Origin of the sequence: Pseudomonas paraveronii (assembly GCF_963681955.1) — a bacterium.
Taxonomy (GTDB): Bacteria; Pseudomonadota; Gammaproteobacteria; order Pseudomonadales; family Pseudomonadaceae; genus Aquipseudomonas; species Aquipseudomonas paraveronii.
This window is the reverse complement of sequence record NZ_OY817130.1, coordinates 4372510-4394699: the sequence shown is the minus strand read 5'-3', so window position 1 is coordinate 4394699 and position 22190 is coordinate 4372510. Positions and strand designations below refer to the sequence as shown.

The window sequence follows — 22190 nt, the reverse complement described above, 5'->3', positions numbered from 1 at the left end:
TTATAACGCTTGAATGCCTTTGAAGTGCATTGCAACAGTGGATGAATGCGTGGGGTGTTTCAATAAAATGCTTCGTATCGAAAGATGCGGGGCATTTTGCGTTTATGCGGGTTGGAATATCACACTCGGCGGCTGCGCGGTGTCTGGGGTTGTATCGGTAAATTGCGCAGAACAGGGTTTATTAGCGTGTGTGTCCCGTTAATGTTCGGCAGAGGTACTTGGGGTGCGGGTTTTTCTAAATGGCCATGAGGCAAAATCCGAAAGTTTGATTTGGTTTCCTTATATAAGTCGCGATTTCTGGAACTCGATGGCCTCAGATTCCACGAAAGTACGGACTGTGAAGCAGCGTGAGTTGCTTCCAGCCAATAAAAACTCTCGCGTCTGCGGCCAATTAACTGAGCCGGGTCGTGCCAATAAGGAACTCGCTGATGTCTCTAACGATTAACCATTCGCCCTTCCTCAATGTTGATACAACCGTCACGGGGCGGCAGCCGTCATCTACGTCGACAGCCATCCACCAATCGGGTACTTCGGGGGGCAACGCGCTTGCCACTCCTGTGGCATTGCGTCATGACCATTTCAACGTGGCGAACAATGCAATGACGATTGATGTAGGTGGCTTCTCGCGGTTGATTGACATGCTCGAGCAAGTCTTCAAAACCATGCGCGAGATATTGTCGGGGAAGAATAGTGCGCCTGGTGCATTCCCCACTCAGTATAAGCCGCTCGCCGCTCCAGTCGATGCGCGCCAACTGCCTGGACACTCTACATTGACGGTTGATCCGCGAGGGCAGCACGCTTTGTCGGTGTTACCGCACGTGCACAAATCCGGCGTCTCCGTGACCAAGGATGCCAACGCCAATGTGCAGGTGAATGTAAACGTCGGCCACTGTCCTTGCCCTGATACCAAGGCGCTTGCGAACAGCGTAGTGGTGCCGAGGGTGATGCCGTCTTTGCCCCACGTCCCGCCCATGGCCGAGACAGTTCGCAAGCTTGACGTGCTGCCGGAGCGTCACATTCACTCCCATGTCAGGCCGACCCCAAGTCCTGGCGTGATGCCCGGCCATGCACATGGCGTCACTCCGCAACCGACGGTCCCGGTGGTTCCGCCGATTACGCCAGCGCCGCTGCCGGATACGCCCGCCCCGGATATCACCAGCCCTGGGCCGGCGGAAAGTCGATTTGATTCGAGGGACTGGCGCATCAGCCCGCGGTCACTGCGCCGGTCCTGAAGTTATCAACCTCTTTTAATAAGAACGAATAGGGTGCGCACTTCTTTGAAGTTTAATGTTTCGGGAAGTGCATGCCAGTGGAGGCATGTATGTCGTGTTGTTCAATTAATAATATTGCGCGTGTCGTGGATGTGCGTCAGTTACTTCCGGTTGATTCCAAGAGTGCAAAAAATGAACAATTGCCTCAATTCGACAGCGTCGTAAATGATCCGGCCTCTGGAAATAATGCCCGGCCGATAAATGCGCAGGATAACAGCGCTGGCGTGGCGAAAAACTCAGATGCAGTCGATAAGTTAGTGACACTGTTCACGTCTTTTTTTACTCAATTAATCAGCCTGGTGTCGGATAAGAAAGATAAAGCCGTGCCGGATATAGCCCCGCCACGACCTGAGGTCGCGCCGCGCGTGGTGCCAGAGCCGGCGGCGCCACAACCTGCGCCTGCTGCGAACATTGCTGGCCTTTCGGGAAAGCGCAATGGCGCGAAGCCCGACAACATCTGGAGCGGCTTTCGCCAAGGACCGGATGGCAACTGTGTAACGGTATCGGCCATCAAGGCGGCGATGTACCGGTTTGGCCAAAGCCCTACGGATATTTTCAAGGAAGTGAAAAAAACCGAGCGTGGTTATCACGTGGTCATGCGCGATGACGTATCCGTCAACCTGACGGACCGGGAACTCAGCGAGGGCGCGCGGGGGGCAAAATTTTCCGGGCCTGACAAAGAGATGCTCAAAGACGCGCAATTTCTCTTCGCGGTCAGCGCCAAGCGTGCCCAGAACGAAAACAACGATGGCAAGGCTGCGCGCAGTTTCAGTGCGGCGATCCGCAGTCTGAATGATGGCGAGGATGAGAGGGGGCCGGGGGAGGGTTTGAAGCGGTTGGGGTTGAGCAAGCACATGAAAAGGGTTTCTGTGCGTGAACTCGCCAAGGGGCAGTTGGGCATGTGCAATCGGGCCCGGCATTCGGTAGCGGTTATCAACGGCCGCGAAGAGCTGTGGGGCCGACAGGGAAAAGCCCCCACGCAGGGTGATGCCATAGCCCTAATGTGACGACGGTTGTCTTCAGTTCAGCGACGAACAGTGCAGCCAGTCTGAATCTGGCTGTCTGTTCGACAAATGCTTTTTAAGGTGTCAGGAACTCAGTGCATGAATATCTCCACAGGTGGCCGTTCAGTGAATGCAACGGCCCAGCAGCGCGATGCTTTGCGCGTATTTCCGGTGAAGCCTGCAGGTGAAAAACCGACTGATATCGCTTTGGCGTTTAATGCGACCGAGCGGCGGTTTGGCGAGAACTTTGATTGCAGCACCCACGCGGCCGTGATCAAGTTGATGATGGTGACGTTCGGTCAGCGCCCAGCCGCGATGTTTAATGAGTTAGTACCTTCGGGGGACGGGTGCGACGTCACGATGAAGGATGAATTCAAGCTGCACCTGTCCCGCCAGGAGTTGCAGCAGGCGTCGCAGGCTTCACGCTTCGCGGGGGCGGACAGCGAGGTGGTCGAGGATGCCAACTTCGTGTTTGCAGCCTTTGTTAAGCGCAAGCAACTGACCCAGGGGTATGCGACGTTTGAAGCCGCCTTGTCGAAGACGCTCGAGGGCGAGACTCCCCAGCGTTGTCTGCAGGGTATGGGCGTGTTTGGCCTGTCTCAGTTTGTTTCGGTGAGCGATATGGCGGGCCAGGGGGCGGTCGGTGTACTGGAAACCCATAACCGCGGGGCGGCACTGGTGCGCGAGGGGATCAGGCATGACGGTGGCACACCGCAAAAGGCGGATCGGGGTTACGGGTACATGTTGTTCAACGATCAAGCGTCGCCTCCGAGCAATCGTGACGCCGTCCCTGTGGTCCCGAGCATCCGGCCTGCGGACGTCTGGAGTGGATTTTACCAAGGGGTAGAAGGCAATTGCGTCACGGTATCGGCGATCAAGGCGGCGATGATCCGGTTCGGGCAGGACCCCAGGGGGATCTATAAGCAGGTTCACATCACGCCGGCCGGGTATGACGTGGTCATGCGAGACGCCTTTCGGCTGCAACTGACCCACGAGGAAGTGCGCCAGGCCGCCGCCGAGTCGGACTTTTATGGCAGTAATCGGCCGTTGCTGGATGCCGCCCACTTTTTATACGCGGTCAGTGCCAAACGCGCGCAGATCGAGAACAACGATTTTCGTGCCCGCGAGAGTTACGCGGCGGCTCTGCGTACCCTCAACGATGGTGAGTTCCCAGGCGAAGCGCTGCGCCGCCTCGGGTTGTTTGGCTACTTGCGTGAAAGTACGGTCGCAGAGTTGGCCAAGGGTGCGATCGGCACCCTGGCGGACAATGGGCATTCGGTGGCGGTGATCGATGGGGTGCTGGATTTCTATGGAGAAAAGCACGACTTGGCCTCATCGCGTTGGATGAATTCTGGCTTTCGGGCCCTGAAGCTGGTCTGAGCCTTAATCCAGCAATAGCCTGAACCCTTCTATCGGTAATGGCCGGCTGTGCAAATAGCCCTGGAACAAGTGGCAGCCCAGCTTTTGCAGGAACGCCAGTTGCTCGGGGGTTTCGACGCCTTCGGCGATCACCTCCAGGTTCAAGCTCTGGGCCATGGCCACAATAGCGCGGATGATTTCGGCGTCGTTGGGGTCGTGGGTGGCATCGCGCACAAAGGACTGGTCGATCTTCAGCGCATCCACCGGCAAGCGCTTGAGGTAGGTGAGCGATGAGTAACCGGTGCCGAAGTCGTCCATCGCAAAACTGACGCCGAGCTTTTTCAGGCGCAGCATTTTGCTGATGGTGTCATCGAGGTTCTGGATCACGATGCCTTCGGTGATTTCCAGTTTCAGCAGGCAGTAGGGCAGTGAATGCTGCTTGAGGCTGCGCTCGACCCGTTCGACAAAGTCGTCCTGGCGAAACTGTCGAGGGCTGATGTTCACGCACAGGCTGAAATTCTGCGGGTCCACCTTGCCTTCTTTGATCAACTGCTCGAAGGCGGCGCACGCTTCATCGAGTATCCAGGTGCCAACTTCGAGGATCAGGCCGCTGTCTTCCAGCACCTTGATGAATTCGGACGGCGCCTGCGCGCCCAGTTGCGGATGCTGCCAACGCACCAGAGCCTCGGCACCGACGATCTTATTGCCGCGCGCGTCCACCTGGGGTTGGTAATGCACGCTGAATTCGCCGCGTGCCAGGGCCAGGCGCAGGTCGGTTTCCATGCGCAGCCGTTCGCTGGCGGTTTTCTGCATGCTGTTGTGGAACATCTGCGTGGCGTTGCGCCCCGAATCCTTGGCCCGGTACAACGCGATGTCAGCACGTTTGAGCAAGTCGGCTGGGGTCGAGCCATGATCGGGGATCAGCGCCACGCCAATGCTCGGCGTGACCTGCAGGCGTTGGCCGTCGAGGAACATCGGCTCGGACAGCAATTCACGCAGGGTATCGGCCAGTTCCTGAACCTGGGCGCTGACTTCGGTGCGCGTGCCCTCCAGGCCGCTGAGCAGCACCACGAACTCATCGCCACCCAGGCGCGCGACGGTGTCTTCCATGCGCACGCTGGCTTCGAGCCGTGCGGTGACGATTTTCAGCACGGTATCGCCCACCGGGTGGCCGAGGGAATCGTTGATGTGCTTGAAGTGGTCGAGGTCGAGAAACAGCAATGCGCCGCGCAGGTTATGGCGCTTGAGCAGGGCGATCTGCTGGCTCAGGCGGTCCATCAGCAGCGCCCGGTTGGGCAGGTTGGTCAGCGGGTCGTGGTAGGCCAGGTGGCGGATCTGCGCCTGGGCGTTTTTCAACAGGCTCACATCCCGTGCGGTCAGCAGCAGGCAGGGGGTTTCATTGAGGGTGATCGGCTCGACTGAAACCTCCACCGCCAGCACATCGCCGCGCTTGTTGTGCCAGAGCATTTCCAAATGGCGGATACGGCCTTTGAGTTGCAGTTCGGCCAGCAGTACCGCGCGCTGGTTTTCATCGGCCCAGATGCCGACCTGGTACAGCGTCAGGCCAATGACGTCTTCGGCGCGAAAACCGGTCAGGCGGCAGAAGCCGTCGTTCACCTCCACATAGCGGCCGGTGTCGTGTTCGGTGATGGAAATCGCGTCGGGGCTGGAATGAAAGGCCTTGGCGAATTTTTCTTCGCTGGCCTTCAGCGCGGCCTCGGAACGTTGCTGCTGGGTAATGTCGCGCAGGGTGGTGACGATGCACGGCTGGTCGCCGACCTTGATCAGACGACTGGAAATCACGCAGGTCAGGGCCTGGCCGCTTTTGTGGTGCGCAACGATGGCCACGTTGCTCAGTGCCTGGTCGCGAATCACCTGTTCGATGCGTTGCAGGCGCTGGCTCGACTCGTCCCACAGGCCGATCTGTTCGGCGTTCATGTTGATCACTTCGGCGGCCGTCCAGCCAAAGGTCTGGGTGAACGCGGGGTTGATCTCGATGAACTCGCCGCTGTCCAGGCAGGTGACGCAGATCGGGTCGGGGCTGGCTTGGAACAGGCTGGCGAACTTTTCTTCGGAGGCGCTCAGGCGTTGTTCGCGCTCGACCTGGTCGGTGATGTCCAGCAGGGTGCCGGCCATGCGCAGCGGCGCGCCTCGCTCGTCGCGGTACAGGCGTGCGCGGCTTTCCAGGTAGCGCGAGCTGCCGTCTTCCAGTGGTACGCGGTACGTCAGCTGATAGTTGCCGGCCGGGCCTTCGCGCAGGGTGCGATAGGCATTGCGCATATTCTCACGCTCTTCCTTGGGCATGCCCTCGAAAAACGCTTCGAACGATTCATGGAACGCCTCGGACGGCAGGCCGTGCAGTTGGGCCGCGCGTGCCGAGCCGTAGAGCATGCCGGTGGGAATGTGCCAGTCCCAGGTGCCCAATTGCGCCGAGTCCAGGGCCAGGTCCAGGCGCTCTTGGCTGTCCTTTAAGGCTTGTTCGGCGTTTTTACGCTCGGTGGTGTCGAGAAAGGTGCTGATCAGGTAGGCCTCGCCCTCCAGTTCGACCTTCTGTGCGCAGAGCGTGCCGTCGTGGATCTGCCCGTTGCTGGCACAGAACCGCACTTCCATGGTGATGGGTTCGCCCTTGCGCTGGGTGGCCTTGACCAGTTGTGCGCGCTGTTCGGGGTGGCGCCACAGGCCGAGGTCCAGGGTGGTACGACCGATGGCGTCGGCGACCGGCCAGCCGAAGAGGATTTCGAAATACTGGTTGGCTTCGCTGATCAATCCGTCGGACTGGCGGGTGAGCAGGACCATGTTCGGGCACAGGTGAAACAGCGTGGCGAAGCGCTTTTCGGAATGGCTGAGGGCGTGTTCCCGTTCGCGCTGGCGGGTGGTCTCGCGGATCACCCCGATCATGCGGCGCCGGCCGGCTTTGTCCGGTGCCAGACTGCCATTGATTTCCAGCCAGTGCTGGCTGCCATCCGGCCACTGGATATGATGGTGCATGGCCTGCTCGAATGGCTCGCCGGCGACGACCGCGTGAAACGCGCGGACCACCCGGGCGCGGTCTTCTGGCGCGAGCAGGTCCAGGTAATCCAGATCCTTGGGCAATGGTTGGCGCGGGTCAAAACCGAACAATGCCTGGGTGCCCCGTGACCAACTGATACGCCCGGTATCGATTTCCCAGCACCACGCACCCAACCGTGCAGCGTTAAGCGCTGCCAGCAGTTGCGGGGCGCTGTCCCAGCTTTGTTCCGCCTCTTCAGGGTCCAGGGCGTAAATGCGGGGCAGGGGTGGCATTGGGTCGACGGGATTGCGCATTATCAAAAAGCCTTGGCTCGATGGGCGTTCGGCGCGGTTTTGCTCAGGCCTTGAGGCCGCACAGTTTCATGCCGGTGTCCCTGGCAGATCGACCTGTGCATCCAAAAGGCTCATAAAAGCCCGCGCAGCGTTCGACAGCGTCCTTTCGGTATGCACGATATAGCCTAGCTGGCGACTGAGTTGTATGCCTGGCAAAGCGATACTTGCCACTTGATCATCGAGCATGGTGCGCGGTAATACGCTCCACGCCAAGCCGATGGACACCATCATCTTGATGGTTTCCAGATAGTTGGTGCTCATCGCGATGTTCGGCGTGAGGCCCTGGGCCTCGAACAGGCGTCTGACAATGTGGTGGGTAAACGTGTTGCCACCGGGAAAAACCGCCGGGTGCCCGGCGATGTCCGCCAGGCTGACCGAGCCGTTGTGGGTCAGGCTGTGCTCGGGCGCCACCACGAAATCCAGCGGGTCGTCCCACACCGGGGTGGCGCGCACCAGGTTGTGCGGCTCGGGCGCCAGGGTGATCACTGCCACTTCGGCGCGGCCATGCAGGATCTCTTCGTAGGCCACTTCCGAGTCGAGAAACTGAATATCCAGCGCAACGTTGGGGTATTGCCGGGTGAAGGTGCGCAGGATCGGCGGCAGGCGATGCAGGCCGATATGGTGGCTGGTGGCCAATGTGAGACGCCCGCTGACTTCGCCGGTGAGGTTGGTGAGGGCGCGCCGGGTGTCGTCCAATACGTTGAGAATCTGATAGGCGCGCGGCAACAAGGCACGCCCGGCTTCGGTCAAGCCGACTTCACGGCCCAGGCGATCGAACAAACGCACCTTTAATTGCTGCTCCAGGCCGGCAATGCGTTTGCTGATGGCCGGTTGGGTCAGGTGCAGGCGCTCGCCGGCGCCGGAGAAACTGCCGGTCTCGGCGATGGCGATAAAGGCATTGAGGTTGGCCAGGTCCATTGTGGTATTCCAGTTGGTAATCCAAAGCATAAAAAATATGAATTTGAGTTATTTAATGTAGCGCCATACCATCAGCCTCACAAGCCAAAGGGTTATTGAATGTCTCAAGACCCGGGGCATAGAAAGACCGCTGATGAGGACCGACTGATGGCCGGCAAAACGCTTTACGACAAGCTTTGGGATTCCCATGAAGTGAAACGGCGCGACGATGGCTCGTCGCTGATCTATATCGACCGTCACATCATCCATGAAGTGACCTCGCCCCAAGCGTTCGAAGGCCTGCGACTGGCCGGGCGCAAGCCCTGGCGCGTCGACTCGATCATCGCCACCCCGGACCACAACGTGCCGACCACCCCGGAGCGCAAGGGCGGGATCGACGCCATTGTCGATACCGTGTCGCGTTTGCAGGTGCAGACCCTCGACGACTACTGCGACGAATATGGCATCACCGAATTCAAGATGAATGACGTGCGTCAGGGCATCGTTCACGTGATCGGCCCGGAGCAGGGCGCCACCTTGCCCGGCATGACCGTGGTCTGCGGCGACTCCCACACCTCCACCCACGGTGCGTTCGGCGCCCTGGCCCATGGCATCGGCACCTCGGAGGTGGAACATGTGTTCGCCACCCAGTGCCTGGTCGCCAAGAAAATGAAGAACATGCTGGTACGCGTTGAAGGCCAATTGCCGTTTGGCGTGACCGCCAAGGACATCGTGCTCGCCGTGATCGGCAAGATCGGCACCGCCGGCGGTAACGGTCATGCCATCGAATTCGCCGGCAGCGCCATTCGCGACCTGTCCATCGAAGGCCGCATGACCATCTGCAACATGTCCATCGAAGCCGGTGCCCGCGTGGGCATGGTGGCGGCGGATGAAAAAACCGTCGACTACGTAAAAGGCCGTCCATTCGCCCCGAAAGGCGCCGACTGGGATGCCGCCGTTGAGGCCTGGAAAGACCTGGTCTCCGATGCCGATGCCGTGTTCGACAGCGTGGTTGAACTCGACGCGACCCAGATCAAGCCGCAAGTCAGCTGGGGCACCTCGCCGGAAATGGTCTTGGCCGTCGACCAGAACGTGCCGGACCCGGCCAAGGAAGCCGACCTGGTCAAGCGCGGTTCGATCGAGCGCGCCTTGAAGTACATGGGCTTGAAAGCCAACCAGGCGATCACCGACATTCAGTTGGATCGCGTGTTCATCGGTTCCTGCACCAACTCGCGGATCGAAGACCTGCGCGCCGCGGCGGTGATCGCCAAGGGCCGCAAAGTCGCCTCGACCATCAAGCAAGCCATCGTGGTGCCGGGTTCGGGCCTGGTGAAAGCCCAGGCCGAAGCGGAAGGCCTGGACAAGATCTTCCTCGAGGCCGGTTTTGAATGGCGTGAACCGGGCTGCTCCATGTGCCTGGCGATGAACCCGGACCGCTTGGAGTCCGGCGAGCATTGCGCGTCGACCTCCAACCGTAACTTCGAAGGGCGTCAGGGCGCCGGTGGGCGTACCCACCTGGTCAGCCCGGCCATGGCCGCCGCCGCCGCCGTCAACGGTCGTTTCATCGACGTTCGCGAATTGATCTGAGGAATACCCGATGAGAGCTTTTACCCAACACACAGGTCTTGTCGCGCCGTTGGACCGTGCCAACGTGGACACCGACCAGATCATCCCCAAGCAGTTCTTGAAGTCGATCAAGCGCACCGGTTTCGGCCCCAACCTGTTCGACGAGTGGCGCTACCTGGACGTGGGCTACGCCTACCAGGACAATTCCAAGCGCCCGCTGAACAAGGACTTCGTGCTCAACGCCGAACGTTACCAGGGTGCCAGCGTGCTGCTGGCGCGGGAAAACTTCGGCTGCGGCTCCAGCCGCGAACACGCGCCGTGGGCTCTGGAAGAATATGGTTTTCGCAGCATCATCGCGCCGAGCTACGCCGACATCTTCTTCAACAACAGCTTCAAGAACGGCTTGCTGCCGATCATCTTGAGCGATGCCGAAGTGGATGAACTGTTCAAGCAAGTGGAAGCCAACCCCGGCTACGAACTGACCGTCGACCTCGCCGCGCAGACCGTGACTCGTCCGGACGGCAAGGTGTATCACTTTGAAGTCGATGCTTTCCGTAAGCACTGCCTGATCAACGGCCTGGACGACATCGGCCTGACCTTGCAGGACGGCGATGCGATTGCCGCGTTTGAAACCAAGCACCGGGCCAGCCAGCCTTGGTTGTTTCGCGACGCTTGATGTGATCTAGGCAGGACCGCCGCCATCGGGAGCAAGCTCCCTCCCACATTTTGATGTGTGAACACCTTCAAATGTGGGAGGGGCTTGCCCCCGATGGCGCCAGAACAAACACCACAAGGTCCATTGAGGAAACTCCCATGACCAAAGCCGCCCACACCCAAGTCGTGCAAAAACAATTCGGCGAGCAGGCTTCGGCCTACCTGAGCAGTGCCGTACACGCCCAAGGCACTGAATTCGCGCTGCTCCAGGCCGAACTGGCCGGGCACGGCGCTGCGCGACTGCTGGATTTGGGCTGCGGTGCCGGTCATGTCAGCTTCCATGTGGCGCCGCTGGTAAAAGAAGTGGTGGCCTACGACCTGTCCCAGCAAATGCTTGACGTGGTCGCAGCCGCTGCCGTGGACCGTGGCTTGGGCAATATCCGCACGGTACACGGCGCCGCTGAGCGCTTGCCGTTTCCCGATGGCGAATTCGACTTCGTGTTCAGCCGCTATTCGGCGCACCATTGGAGCGACCTCGGCCTGGCCCTGCGCGAAGTGCGCCGGGTGCTCAAGCCGGGTGGCGTGGCGGCGTTTGTCGATGTCTTGTCACCGGGCAGCCCGCTGTTGGACACTTACCTGCAAACCGTCGAAGTGCTGCGCGACACCAGCCACGTGCGCGATTACTCCGCCGCCGAATGGATGCGCCAGCTCAGCGAAGCCGGTCTGCATGTGCGCAACAGCAGCCGCCAGCGCCTGCGCCTGGAATACACCTCGTGGGTCGAGCGCATGCGCACGCCGCTGGCCTTGCGCGCGGCGATCCTGGAGCTGCAACAGGCGATGGGTCAGGAAGTCCGCGATTACTATGAAATTCAAGCCGACGGCACCTTCAGCACCGACGTGCTGGTGGTTTGGGCCGAACGCTGAGTATTTTTCCCGACCTGCCCCTGGGCGGGTCGCACGATGAAATGAGGAACGCATGAGCAAGCAGATTCTGATTCTCCCAGGCGACGGTATTGGTCCGGAAATCATGGCCGAAGCGGTCAAAGTCCTGGAATTGGCCAACACCAAGTACAACCTGGGCTTCGAATTGAGCCACGACGTGATCGGCGGCGCGGCCATCGACAAGCACGGCGTGCCCCTGGCCGACGAGACCCTGGACCGCGCCCGTGCGGCCGACGCCGTGCTGCTCGGCGCTGTGGGTGGCCCGAAATGGGACAAGATCGAACGTGACATCCGCCCTGAGCGCGGCCTGCTGAAGATCCGCGCGCAACTGGGCCTGTTCGGCAACCTGCGCCCGGCGATCCTCTACCCGCAACTGGCCGACGCGTCGAGCCTCAAGCCAGAAGTGGTGGCGGGCCTGGATATCCTGATCGTGCGCGAGCTGACCGGCGGTATCTACTTCGGCTCGCCACGCGGTGTGCGCGAACTGCCGAATGGCGAGCGCCAGGCCTACGACACCCTGCCGTACAGCGAAAGCGAAATCCGCCGTATCGCCCGGGTCGGTTTCGACATGGCCCGCGTGCGTGGCAAGAAGATCTGCTCGGTCGATAAGGCCAACGTCCTGGCCTCCAGCCAGTTGTGGCGCGAAATCGTCGAGGAAGTCGCCAAGGACTACCCGGATGTCGAACTCAGCCACATGTACGTCGACAACGCCGCCATGCAATTGGTGCGCGCGCCGAAGCAGTTCGACGTGATCGTCACCGACAACCTGTTCGGCGACATTCTGTCCGACCAGGCGTCGATGCTCACCGGTTCCATCGGCATGCTGCCGTCGGCGTCCCTGGACACCAACAACAAGGGCATGTACGAGCCGTGCCACGGTTCGGCGCCGGACATCGCAGGCCTTGGCATTGCCAACCCGTTGGCGACTATTTTGTCGGTGTCGATGATGCTGCGTTACAGCTTCAATCTGAGCGACGCAGCGGACGCCATCGAGAAGGCCGTGAGCCTGGTGCTGGACCAGGGCTTGCGCACTGGCGACATCTGGTCGAAGGGTTGCACCAAAGTCGGTACGCAAGAAATGGGCGACGCAGTAGTCGCCGCGCTGCGGAATCTGTAATCTCTCCGGCCCGCTTGCAGTTATTGCTGCAAGTCGGCCCACTTTTTAACAAGGTGTAGTTGCGATGAAACGTGTAGGTCTGATCGGTTGGCGCGGTATGGTCGGTTCCGTGCTCATGCAGCGGATGCTGGAAGAGCAGGATTTCGATCTTATTGAGCCGGTGTTTTTCACCACTTCGAACGTGGGCGGCCAAGGGCCGTCCGTGGGCAAGGATATTGCTCCGCTCAAGGACGCCTACAGCATTGAAGAGCTGAAAACTCTCGATGTGATTCTGACCTGCCAGGGTGGCGACTACACCAGCGAAGTCTTCCCCAAGCTGCGCGAAGCCGGCTGGCAGGGTTATTGGATCGATGCTGCATCCAGCCTGCGCATGCAGGACGATGCGGTGATCGTTCTCGACCCGGTCAACCGCAAGGTCATCGACCAGCAGCTCGACGCGGGCACGAAGAACTACATCGGTGGCAACTGCACCGTCAGCCTGATGCTGATGGGTCTGGGCGGCCTCTTCGAAGCCGGCCTGGTCGAGTGGATGAGCGCCATGACCTATCAGGCGGCGTCCGGCGCCGGCGCGCAGAACATGCGCGAACTGATCAAGCAGATGGGCGCGACCCACGCGGCCGTCGCCGATCAACTGGCCGACCCGGCCAGCGCGATCCTCGACATCGACCGCCGTGTGGCCGAAGCCATGCGCAGCGACGCGTACCCGACCGAGAACTTCGGCGTACCGTTGGCCGGTAGCCTGATCCCGTGGATCGACAAGGAACTGCCGAACGGCCAGAGCCGTGAAGAGTGGAAGGCCCAGGCCGAGACCAACAAGATCCTCGGTCGCTTCAAGAGCCCGATTCCGGTGGATGGCATCTGCGTGCGCATCGGCGCCATGCGTTGCCACAGCCAGGCGCTGACCATCAAGCTGAACAAAGACGTGCCGATCGCCGATATCGAAGGGCTGATCAGCCAGCACAACCCATGGGTCAAGCTGGTGCCGAACAACCGCGACATCAGCATGCAGGAGCTGAGCCCGACCAAGGTCACCGGCACCCTGAATGTACCGGTGGGACGTCTGCGCAAGCTGAACATGGGCACCCAGTACCTGGGCGCGTTCACCGTCGGCGACCAACTGTTGTGGGGCGCGGCCGAACCGCTGCGCCGCATGCTGCGGATTCTGCTGGAGCGTTGATCGCGTAAGGCACTAGGAAAAACCCGCGACTGGCGACAGGCGCGGGTTTTTTATTGTTCTTTCGGGCGCTATCGGGGGCAAGCCCCCTCCCACATTCGACCGAATTCCAACGTTGAAAGGCTGTTCACTGTGGGAGGGGGCTTGCCCCCGATAGCGCCGTCAGCTACACCGCAAGCCCCGGGCTAATTGCCTCACCCCCAGCCACCCGGTAAAGTGCCGCTCCCCCCCGCAATGCCCGAGGCAGCCCCCATGACCCAGACCTTTGATATCGCCGTGATCGGCGCCACCGGCACCGTCGGTGAAACCCTGGTGCAGATCCTCGAAGAACTGGCTTTCCCGGTGGGCACCCTGTATCTGCTGGCGGGCAGTAACTCTGCGGGCGCGTCGGTGCCGTTCCGTGGCAAGAACGTGCGCGTGCGGGAAGTCGATGAGTTTGATTTCAGCAAGGCGCAACTGGCGTTTTTCGCGGCCGGGCCGGCGGTGACCCTGAGCTTCGCCCCGCGTGCCACGGCAGCCGGCTGTTCGGTGATTGATTTATCGGGCGCATTGCCGGCCGCGCAGGCGCCTCAGGTGGTGCCGGAAGCCAATGCCCATGTGCTGGACGGTTTGAAAAAGCCGTTCCAACTCGGCAGCCCGAGCCCGTCCGCCACCAACCTGGCGGTGGTCCTGGCGCCGCTGCGCGGTGTGCTGGATATCCAACGTGTCAGCGTTACCGCTAACCTGGCGGTGTCTGCTCAGGGCCGTGAAGCGGTCAGCGAACTGGCGCGCCAAACCGCCGAACTGCTGAATGTGCGCCCCCTGGAGCCCAAATTCTTTGATCGGCAGATGGCGTTCAACCTGCTGGCACAAGTCGGCACGCCGGACGCCCAGGGTCATACAGAGCTGGAGAAACGCCTCGTACACGAACTGCGCGCCGTGCTGGAAACTCCTTTACTAAAGATTTCCGCGACTTGCGTTCAAGCCCCGGTGTTTTTTGGCGATAGCTTGACTGTGTCTTTGCAATTGGGCTCGCCGGTCGACCTCGCCGTCGTCAACCGCGCTCTCGACGCTGCAGCGGGTATTGAGCGGGTGGAGGAGGGGGATTACCCGACTGCCGTGGGTGATGCCGTCGGCCAGGATGTAGTCTACGTCGGCCGAGTGCGTGCGGGAGTGGACGATCCGGCGGAACTAAATCTGTGGTTGACGTCAGATAACGTGCGCAAAGGCGCCGCACTGAATGCGGTGCAGCTGGCGCAGTTGTTGATAAAAGGCCTTGTGTAAAAGATACTTGGCGGCAATTTGTAGATTGATTCTAACCAGGCGCTATGCTTGGCCCCAAGCAGGAACAGTTGCGCGTCGGTGACCTATCGGCTCGCCGTGCCTTATGGCAACGGTTACCAACCTTCTCGCAGGCCGGGGAGTGTTCAAACAAAGGATGAGGCTATGGTTCAAGTTCGCAAACTGGTGTTAGCAATAGCGGCCGCCTCGGCGCTGTCCTCCGGTATGGCGCAGGCGCTGCAGCTTGGGGAGATGACCCTCAAGTCGAAGTTGAACCAGCCATTGTCGGTGGAAATCGAATTGCTCGACGTCGGCGGCCTCACGGCCTCCGAGATCACCCCGAGCCTGGCATCGTCCCAGGCGTTTGTGGATGCGGGGGTCGATCGCCAGGCGTTCCTCAATGACCTGACGTTTACTCCGGTGATCAACCCGGCCGGGCGCAGTGTGGTGCGTGTCACGTCGAGCAAGCCGCTGCCTGATTCCTACGTGCGTTTCCTGCTGCAAGTGCAATGGCCGAATGGCCGCCTGATGCGTGACTACAGCGTGTTGCTCGACCCGGCCAAGTTCGACCAATCGACGCCGACCAACACCGCGGCCACGCCTCGTTTGAGCGCACCTGCGGTGAGTGTGCCTGCCCAGCACACCACCACGGCCCATGACACGCTGTGGGAAATCGCCGAAAAGCATCGCAATGGCGCTTCGGTGCAGCAGACCATGCTGGCGATCCAGGCGCTCAACCCTCACGCTTTTGTCGATGGCAACATCAACCGTCTGAAAACCGGTCGCGTGCTGCGCCTGCCGGATACCGTACAAAGCACCGCGCTGCCACAGCCCAAAGCCATTGCCGAAGTGACCGCGCAGAACGCTGCCTGGCGCCAGGGCCGTCGCGCCGCGACCAATCAAGCGGCTGGCAAGCAGCAGTTGGACGCCACTAAGCGCACCCAGGCGGGCAATGCGCCGGCCAGCACCAATGCCAAGGACAGCTTGAGCCTGGTTTCGGCCGAAGCGGCCAAGAAGGGCGCGAAGGGTAAGGCGGGTGATAGCCAGGCCCTGGGCGACAAGCTGGCGATGGCCCAGGAGCAGCTCGACACGACGCGCCGTGACAACGAAGAACTGAAAAGCCGCGCAGCAGACCTGCAGAGCCAGTTGGACAAGCTGCAAAAGCTGATCCAGCTCAAGAACGATCAACTGGCCAGGTTGCAGGCTGAAAAAGGCGACCCGGCAGCCCAGGCGGCAGCGGTCATGCCCGCGCAGTTGGCCGGTGAGCCGCCCGCCCCTGTGGTCGCGCCCGCCGAACCGGCAGCCACTGCGGCCCCGGCGTCCGAGCCGATCAAGCCCGACGCAGTGCCTGCGAGCAGCGAAGACAAATTCAACGAGCTGCTGACCAACCCGATCGTCCTCGGCGTCATTGGCGGCGCGGCCGGTCTGGTGGTGTTGTTGCTCCTGCTGTTGTGGGCGCGTCATCGCAATGCCCGTCGCGCAGAAGAAAAGCACGTGCGCATGGCGCGCGCCCTGGCTGAAGAGCCGGAATTCACCTCGAACATCGACCTTGATCTGCCACCGGACAGCTTCGCTGGCCTGGAAGTGCCGGCACCGAACGTCACGTTGGCTGCCGCGCCTACGCCTACGCCAGCGCCTGTCGTCGCACCGGCAGCGGCACCGAGCGTGGCCTCGGTGCTTGCGCCCCTGGCTGTCGCCGTTGCGCCGGAAAACGCCAATGATGCGCTGGTGCAGGCCCAGTCCCATATCGACCGCGGTCACTTGAACCAGGCGGCCGATGTATTGGAGCAAGCCATCAAGTACGAAACAAAGCGCAGCGACTTGCGCTTGAAACTGATGGAAGTCTACGGCCTGCAAAACGACAAGGACGGTTTCATCACCCAGGAGCGTCAACTGGTGGCCAATGGTGAAAACCATGCCCAGGTCGAGCAGCTCAAGTCGCGCTTCCCGGCCATGGCCGTGTTGGCCGCGGGGGTGAGCGCCGCCGTGGCCGCCGCCGCGCTGGACGCTCAATACGTCAAGGATCTGATGGAAGATAAGCCGGCTTCCGTGCCGGAAGCTGAAGCAGAGGCGTTCGACACCGATTTCGATCTGAGCCTGGACGAGCTGGAGGCGGCTTCACCGGCGGCGGTGGACAATGCCGATCAGCAGACCTTCGAGGCGCTGTTGCAGCAACAGACCGAAGCCAAGCCAGCTTCGGAAGACCTGTCGGACTTTGATCTCGACCTGCAGTTGGAGCCGCCGTCTTCCCAGTCCGATGACGACTTCCTTTCGGGGCTCGAAGATCAGATGAAGGACGTGCCTGCGGTCGAACCGCCGACCCTGACCCCGGCCGCCCTGGACGACCTTGACTTGCCGGAAGACTTCGACCTGTCCCTGGCCGACGAGCCGGAGGCCCCGGCGGCCAAGCCCGATGCGTTCGCCTCGGAACTGGATGACGTCAACGCCGAACTCGATCGTCTGTCCCAGAGCCTGGAAAGTCCGCCGATCGAACCGTCTTTCACCGCCGAAGACGCGGCGTTGGGCGGTGATGAGCCGGAATTCGACTTCCTCTCCGGTACCGATGAAGTCGCCACCAAGCTGGACCTCGCCCAGGCCTATATCGATATGGGCGATGCGGACGGCGCGCGGGATATCCTTTCCGAAGTGCTGACCGAGGGTGATGAAGCCCAGCGCGGCGAAGCCAAGGAAATGCTTGGCCGACTGGCGTAATCGCCAGGGGTTAACCCAGACGGCGGCCTTCGGGCCGCCGTTTTGCATTGCCGGTACCAAACACATGGCGTCTGGGGCGCAGCGCCTTATAATGCCCGCCTTCGCGCAACTCATCAGGCTCTCAGTTCTTGGCAAATATAGATAACCCGGCTGCCGAAATGGCGGCTGCAGGCTTTTACCGCATCGCCCTGGGCGTGGAATACAAAGGTTCGCGCTATTGCGGCTGGCAGCGCCAGGCGTCCGGCGTGCTGACGGTGCAGGAAACCCTGGAAAAGGCCCTGTCCAAAGTTGCTGACTCGCCGGTATCGCTGATGTGCGCTGGGCGCACCGATGCAGGCGTACACGCCTGCGGCCAGGTGGTGCACTTCGATACTCAGGCCGAGCGCTCGATGAAGGCGTGGGTGATGGGCGCTAATATCAATTTGCCCCATGACGTCAGTGTCAGTTGGGCGAAGGTCATGCCGGCGCATTTTCATGCGCGCTTCAAGGCTATCGCCCGGCGTTACCGCTATGTGATCTACAACGACCAGATCCGCCCGGCTCACCTCAATCAAGAAATTACCTGGAACCACCGCCCGCTGGATGCCGAGCGCATGGCCGAGGCCGCGCAGCACCTGGTTGGCGTCCACGATTTCAGCGCGTTCCGCGCCGGCCAGTGCCAGGCCAAGTCGCCGATCAAGGAAGTCCATCACCTGCGGGTCACGCGTCACGGCAAGATGATTGTGCTGGATATCCGCGCCGGGGCGTTCCTGCACCATATGGTGCGCAACATTGCCGGCGTGCTGATGACCATCGGCACCGGCGAACGCCCGGTGGAGTGGGCCAAGGAAGTGCTGGAGAGCCGCATTCGCCGCACCGGCGGTGTCACGGCGCATCCGTTTGGCCTGTATCTGGTGGAGGTGGAGTATCGCGACGAGTTCGAGCTACCGCAGCGCTTCGTCGGGCCACACTTCCTCACCGGTTTCAGCGAACTTGGCGGCTGACGCCCGGAAAAGCTTTTGTTACCATCCGGGACTTTCTCGGTCCAACCCCTGAGGTTTCTACGACATGTCAGCCGTTCGCAGCAAGATTTGTGGGATTACCCGCATAGAAGACGCGCTGGCGGCAGTCGAAGCGGGGGCGCACGCCATCGGTTTCGTGTTTTATGCCAAGAGCCCGCGGGCGGTGAGTGTGGTGCAGGCGCGCGCGATCATCGCCGCGCTGCCGCCGTTCGTGACCACCGTGGGCTTGTTCGTCAACGCCAGCCGTTGCGAACTCAACGAAACCCTGGATGCTGTGCAGTTGGACATGTTGCAGTTTCACGGCGATGAAACCCCTGACGAGTGCGAAAGCTACCAGCGCCCGTATATCAAGGCGTTGAGGGTCAAGGCCGGGGATGATATCGCGGGCGCCTGCGCTGCCTACACCGGCGCGCGCGGGATTCTGCTGGACACCTACGTCGAAGGCGTACCCGGCGGCACCGGCGAAGCCTTCGATTGGTCGCTGATCCCCGAGGGGTTGAGCAAACCGATCATCCTGGCCGGCGGGCTCACCCCCGCCAATGTCGCGGCGGCGATCGAGCAGGTTCGGCCGTATGCCGTGGATGTCAGCGGGGGCGTAGAGCAGGGCAAGGGCATCAAGGATCACAGCAAGATTCGCGCTTTCTTGCAGGCTGTGCGCAACAGCAACGGCGCGATGTGACGGCTGGCAGTCTGCCGCCGTCCATAACTATCACTGTGTAAAACAGCCCGGTGCCGCCTGCGGGAGGCCCGGAAATGAAGTGGCAACCCTGCACGGGCAGGTTGTCTGGAAGGCTGAGGATGCATGCGGGAAATGGCCGGTCGAACGTCTGACCCCGTCCAGCATGTGTCATCGCCACATATGAATTTAGCTCAAGGGCATACGCGGGGCTGTGTTCAAGCCACCGGTACTGGAGAAAGAAAGCATGAGCAACTGGTTAGTAGACAAACTGATCCCTTCGATCATGCGTTCCGAGGTGAAGAAAAGCTCGGTTCCTGAAGGTCTGTGGCACAAGTGCCCATCCTGCGACGCGGTGCTGTACCGCCCGGAGCTGGAAAAGACCCTGGACGTTTGCCCCAAGTGCAACCACCACATGCGTATCGGCGCTCGCGCCCGCATCGACATTTTCCTCGACGCCGATGGCCGTAACGAGCTGGGCGCTGACCTGGAGCCGGTTGACCGCCTCAAGTTCCGCGACGGCAAGAAGTACAAGGATCGCCTGACCGCTGCGCAGAAGCAGACCGGTGAGAAGGACGCGCTGATTTCGGTCAGCGGCAAGCTGCTGGGGATGCCGGTTGTGGTGTCGGCGTTTGAGTTCTCCTTCATGGGCGGTTCCATGGGTGCCATCGTCGGTGAGCGTTTTGTGCGCGCCGCCAACTACGCCCTGGAAAACCGTTGCCCGATGATCTGCTTCTCCGCCTCCGGTGGTGCGCGCATGCAGGAAGCGCTGATCTCCCTGATGCAAATGGCCAAGACCTCCGCGGTGCTGGCGCGTCTGCGGGAAGAGGGCATCCCGTTCATCTCCGTGCTGACCGACCCGGTGTACGGTGGCGTGTCTGCCAGCCTGGCGATGCTGGGCGACGTGATCGTCGGCGAGCCCAAAGCCCTGATCGGCTTTGCCGGCCCGCGTGTGATTGAGCAGACCGTTCGTGAAAAACTGCCGGAAGGCTTCCAGCGCAGCGAATTTTTGCTGGAGCACGGCGCGATCGACATGATCATTGCCCGCGCCGAGCTGCGTCCACGCCTGGGTAGCTTGCTCGCGCAAATGATGGGCCTGCCGACGCCGGTCTACGTCGCGCCGAAGGTTGAACCGATCGTCGTGCCGCCGGTGCCTGCAAACCTATGACCCAACGAGCCCTGGGCGAATGGCTCGCCTACCTTGAGCAGTTGCATCCGTCCGCTATCGACATGGGTCTGGAGCGCTCGCAACAGGTAGCGGCACGCCTCGGGTTGGGCCGTCCGGCGCCGCGAGTGATCACGGTGACCGGCACCAACGGCAAAGGCTCGACCTGTGCCTTTGTCGCAGCGCTGCTGCAGGCCCAAGGGCTGAAGGTCGGCGTGTACAGCTCGCCGCACCTGCTGCGCTACAACGAGCGGGTGCAACTCAATGGCGTCGAAGCCACTGACGAGCAGCTCTGCGAAGCCTTCGCCGCGCTCGATGCCGGACGCGGTGAGATTTCCCTGACGTACTTCGAGATGGGCACCCTGGCGGCGTTCTGGCTGTTCGAGCGTGCGCGCCTGGATGTGGTCGTGCTTGAAGTGGGCCTGGGCGGGCGTCTGGACACGGTCAACGTGGTGGATGCCGACCTGGCGCTGATCACCAGCATTGGCGTCGACCATGTCGACTACCTGGGTGATACCCGTGAGTCCGTGGCCTATGAAAAAGCCGGGATCTTCCGCCAGGGCAGGCCTGCGCTGTGCGGTGACCTGGACCCGCCGCAGACGTTGCTGGACAAGGTGCGGGAGCTGGATTGCCCGTTCTTTCTGCGTGGGCGCGAGTTCAATCTTGAAGTGGGCGCTGAGCATTGGCAGTGGCGCGGGCGTGATGCGCGCGGCCAGCTCGTGGAGCTGCATGACCTGCCGCTGCTGAACCTGCCGATGGAAAACGCCGCGCTCGCCCTGCAAGCCTATCTGCTGCTGGACCTGCCGTGGAATCCTGCGCAGATTGCTCGTACATTGCTGGCTACGCGGATCGTCGGGCGTCTGGACCGCCGTGCTTTCGACTGGCAGGGCAAGCGCCTCAACCTGCTGCTGGATGTGGGGCACAACCCCCACGCCGCCGAATACCTGGCGCAACGCCTGTCGCGTACAGCGCCGGTGGGTCGTCGCCTGGCGGTGTTCGGTTTGCTGGCCGACAAGGATCTGGAGGGGGTCGTCGTGCCGTTGCTGGCGAATGTCCAGGCCTGGGCGGTTGCGCCCCTGGACACGCCGCGCAGCCGGCCTGCCGCTGAGCTTGAGGTTGCCTTGCAGAACCTTGGTGCGCACGTGACGTCATATGCAAGCGTCACTGCGGCCCTTGAAGCGCAGTGTGCGGTTGCCATGCCCGAGGACGAGATTCTGTTGTTCGGGTCATTTTATTGTGTTGCCGAGGCGCTCGAATGGTTGGCCCGGCGCTCCACGGAGGAAGCTGCACATGGCATTACTGGATAGCGCATACAAGCAGCGAATGGTCGGCGCCCTGGTGCTGGTGGCCTTGGCGGTGATTTTCTTGCCGATGCTGTTCTCCCGTCAGGATGAGCAGCGCCAGGTGGTTGTCGAGGCGCCGGCATCGCCCCAGGCGCCGGCAGTGCCTCAGGTACAGGTTGAACCGGTGGTGGTGCCTGAGCCGCAGGCATTGCCTGAAGAAGAGCCGGTGCCGACCGATGAGGACCTGGCCGCGCAGCCGGCTCCGTCGATGCCGGTGCAGCCGAGTGTGCCTGTGGTCAAGCCAGCGCCTGTCGTCGCCAAACCTGCCGCACCAGCGCCTGCCCCCAAACCGGTCGCCCCGCAACCTGCCGCGCCGGGCAAGCCGGACGTGGGCCAGAGCCGTATCGACCCGAATGGCCTGCCGATCAGTTGGTCGATCCAACTGGCCAGCCTGGCCAATCGCGAAAGCGCCGAGGCCTTGCAGAAAAAACTGCGCAGCCAGGGCTACAACGCTTACATCCGCAGCGCAGATGGCAAGAATCGCGTGTTTATCGGACCGCTGATCGAGCGTGCCGAAGCGGACCGCCTGCGCGATTTGTTGGGGCGCCAGCAGAATCTCAATGGCTTTGTGGTGCGTTTCCAGCCTGAGCGCGGCTGAGTTCACGCCGCTTTCAGCTTGGAATGCAGTCAAATGTGGGAGGGGGCTTGCCCCCGATGGCGGTCGATCAGTATCGGTTGTGCTGACTGACCCACCGCCATCGGGAGCC

Annotated in this window: 17 protein-coding genes; 15 read left to right on the top strand and 2 right to left on the bottom strand. The window is 61.5% G+C overall.

Annotation, left to right across the window (positions count from 1 at the left end; translation table 11 throughout):
- The first annotated feature begins 428 nt into the window (after nt 1-428).
- The 3 genes from U5A08_RS20195 to U5A08_RS20185 all read left to right on the top strand — a co-directional run bounded on the left by U5A08_RS20195 (nt 429) and on the right by U5A08_RS20185 (nt 3655).
- Nucleotides 429-1232, top strand: coding sequence for a hypothetical protein (locus U5A08_RS20195; protein ID WP_321848292.1), 804 nt, complete (start codon nt 429-431; stop codon nt 1230-1232).
- Nucleotides 1233-1321: 89 nt separating this feature from the next.
- A complete protein-coding gene (locus U5A08_RS20190; RefSeq protein WP_321848290.1) occupies nt 1322-2278 on the top strand; it encodes a hypothetical protein in 957 nt (318 codons plus the stop codon).
- Between the two features lie 96 nt (nt 2279-2374).
- Entirely contained in the window at nt 2375-3655 is a 1281-nt protein-coding gene (locus tag U5A08_RS20185; protein ID WP_321848289.1) for a hypothetical protein, read from the top strand.
- A 3-nt stretch (nt 3656-3658) separates the two neighbouring features.
- Here the strand turns inward: U5A08_RS20185 and U5A08_RS20180 are convergent, their stop codons facing one another.
- A complete protein-coding gene (locus tag U5A08_RS20180) occupies nt 3659-6937 on the bottom strand; it encodes an EAL domain-containing protein (protein WP_253397530.1) in 3279 nt (1092 codons plus the stop codon).
- 66 nt (nt 6938-7003) lie between these two features.
- A complete protein-coding gene (locus tag U5A08_RS20175) occupies nt 7004-7894 on the bottom strand; it encodes a LysR family transcriptional regulator (RefSeq protein ID WP_247402290.1) in 891 nt (296 codons plus the stop codon).
- A 147-nt stretch (nt 7895-8041) separates the two neighbouring features.
- On the opposite strand from U5A08_RS20175, the gene leuC reads away from it, so the two are divergent.
- The 12 genes from leuC (at nt 8042) to U5A08_RS20115 (ending at nt 22081) form a co-directional block, all read left to right on the top strand.
- A complete protein-coding gene (gene leuC, locus U5A08_RS20170; RefSeq protein ID WP_321848287.1) occupies nt 8042-9460 on the top strand; it encodes a 3-isopropylmalate dehydratase large subunit in 1419 nt (472 codons plus the stop codon).
- 10 nt (nt 9461-9470) lie between these two features.
- The gene (leuD, locus tag U5A08_RS20165) at nt 9471-10115 is read left to right on the top strand and encodes a 3-isopropylmalate dehydratase small subunit (RefSeq protein WP_253397528.1); all 645 of its coding nucleotides are present in this window, start codon (nt 9471-9473) and stop codon (nt 10113-10115) included.
- A gap of 137 nt (nt 10116-10252) precedes the next feature.
- The gene (locus U5A08_RS20160; RefSeq protein ID WP_321848284.1) at nt 10253-11017 is read left to right on the top strand and encodes a class I SAM-dependent methyltransferase; all 765 of its coding nucleotides are present in this window, start codon (nt 10253-10255) and stop codon (nt 11015-11017) included.
- A gap of 52 nt (nt 11018-11069) precedes the next feature.
- Nucleotides 11070-12152 (top strand): 3-isopropylmalate dehydrogenase, encoded by a 1083-nt coding sequence (gene leuB, locus U5A08_RS20155; RefSeq protein ID WP_321848282.1) that lies wholly within the window; start codon nt 11070-11072, stop codon nt 12150-12152.
- Between the two features lie 64 nt (nt 12153-12216).
- A complete protein-coding gene (gene asd, locus U5A08_RS20150; protein WP_048718908.1) occupies nt 12217-13329 on the top strand; it encodes an aspartate-semialdehyde dehydrogenase in 1113 nt (370 codons plus the stop codon).
- Nucleotides 13330-13578: 249 nt separating this feature from the next.
- Complete coding sequence (locus U5A08_RS20145; RefSeq protein ID WP_247406537.1) at nt 13579-14589, top strand: aspartate-semialdehyde dehydrogenase; 1011 nt, start codon at nt 13579-13581, stop codon at nt 14587-14589.
- Between the two features lie 162 nt (nt 14590-14751).
- The gene (locus tag U5A08_RS20140) at nt 14752-17298 is read left to right on the top strand and encodes a FimV/HubP family polar landmark protein (protein WP_321848280.1); all 2547 of its coding nucleotides are present in this window, start codon (nt 14752-14754) and stop codon (nt 17296-17298) included.
- A gap of 158 nt (nt 17299-17456) precedes the next feature.
- Nucleotides 17457-18281, top strand: a complete 825-nt coding sequence (gene truA / locus U5A08_RS20135; protein WP_247407644.1) for a tRNA pseudouridine(38-40) synthase TruA — start codon at nt 17457-17459, stop codon at nt 18279-18281.
- A 64-nt stretch (nt 18282-18345) separates the two neighbouring features.
- Nucleotides 18346-18978, top strand: a complete 633-nt coding sequence (locus U5A08_RS20130) for a phosphoribosylanthranilate isomerase (RefSeq protein ID WP_247407642.1) — start codon at nt 18346-18348, stop codon at nt 18976-18978.
- Between the two features lie 244 nt (nt 18979-19222).
- Nucleotides 19223-20143: an acetyl-CoA carboxylase, carboxyltransferase subunit beta gene (gene accD / locus U5A08_RS20125; RefSeq protein ID WP_253397524.1), complete on the top strand. Its 921-nt coding sequence runs from the start codon at nt 19223-19225 to the stop codon at nt 20141-20143.
- Nucleotides 20140-21447, top strand: a complete 1308-nt coding sequence (gene folC, locus U5A08_RS20120; protein ID WP_321848277.1) for a bifunctional tetrahydrofolate synthase/dihydrofolate synthase — start codon at nt 20140-20142, stop codon at nt 21445-21447. The genes accD and folC overlap by 4 nt, the downstream gene beginning before the upstream one ends.
- The gene (locus U5A08_RS20115; RefSeq protein WP_253397521.1) at nt 21431-22081 is read left to right on the top strand and encodes an SPOR domain-containing protein; all 651 of its coding nucleotides are present in this window, start codon (nt 21431-21433) and stop codon (nt 22079-22081) included. The genes folC and U5A08_RS20115 overlap by 17 nt, the downstream gene beginning before the upstream one ends.
- The last annotated feature ends 109 nt before the right edge of the window (nt 22082-22190 follow it).

Coding starts and splice junctions, on each gene's coding strand:
- U5A08_RS20195 (WP_321848292.1), top strand. CDS start 429: ATGTCTCTAACGATTAACCATTCGCCCTTCCTCAATGTTGATACAACC.
- U5A08_RS20190 (WP_321848290.1), top strand. CDS start 1,322: ATGTCGTGTTGTTCAATTAATAATATTGCGCGTGTCGTGGATGTGCGT.
- U5A08_RS20185 (WP_321848289.1), top strand. CDS start 2,375: ATGAATATCTCCACAGGTGGCCGTTCAGTGAATGCAACGGCCCAGCAG.
- U5A08_RS20180 (WP_253397530.1), bottom strand. CDS start 6,937: ATGCGCAATCCCGTCGACCCAATGCCACCCCTGCCCCGCATTTACGCC.
- U5A08_RS20175 (WP_247402290.1), bottom strand. CDS start 7,894: ATGGACCTGGCCAACCTCAATGCCTTTATCGCCATCGCCGAGACCGGC.
- leuC (WP_321848287.1), top strand. CDS start 8,042: ATGGCCGGCAAAACGCTTTACGACAAGCTTTGGGATTCCCATGAAGTG.
- leuD (WP_253397528.1), top strand. CDS start 9,471: ATGAGAGCTTTTACCCAACACACAGGTCTTGTCGCGCCGTTGGACCGT.
- U5A08_RS20160 (WP_321848284.1), top strand. CDS start 10,253: ATGACCAAAGCCGCCCACACCCAAGTCGTGCAAAAACAATTCGGCGAG.
- leuB (WP_321848282.1), top strand. CDS start 11,070: ATGAGCAAGCAGATTCTGATTCTCCCAGGCGACGGTATTGGTCCGGAA.
- asd (WP_048718908.1), top strand. CDS start 12,217: ATGAAACGTGTAGGTCTGATCGGTTGGCGCGGTATGGTCGGTTCCGTG.
- U5A08_RS20145 (WP_247406537.1), top strand. CDS start 13,579: ATGACCCAGACCTTTGATATCGCCGTGATCGGCGCCACCGGCACCGTC.
- U5A08_RS20140 (WP_321848280.1), top strand. CDS start 14,752: ATGGTTCAAGTTCGCAAACTGGTGTTAGCAATAGCGGCCGCCTCGGCG.
- truA (WP_247407644.1), top strand. CDS start 17,457: ATGGCGGCTGCAGGCTTTTACCGCATCGCCCTGGGCGTGGAATACAAA.
- U5A08_RS20130 (WP_247407642.1), top strand. CDS start 18,346: ATGTCAGCCGTTCGCAGCAAGATTTGTGGGATTACCCGCATAGAAGAC.
- accD (WP_253397524.1), top strand. CDS start 19,223: ATGAGCAACTGGTTAGTAGACAAACTGATCCCTTCGATCATGCGTTCC.
- folC (WP_321848277.1), top strand. CDS start 20,140: ATGACCCAACGAGCCCTGGGCGAATGGCTCGCCTACCTTGAGCAGTTG.
- U5A08_RS20115 (WP_253397521.1), top strand. CDS start 21,431: ATGGCATTACTGGATAGCGCATACAAGCAGCGAATGGTCGGCGCCCTG.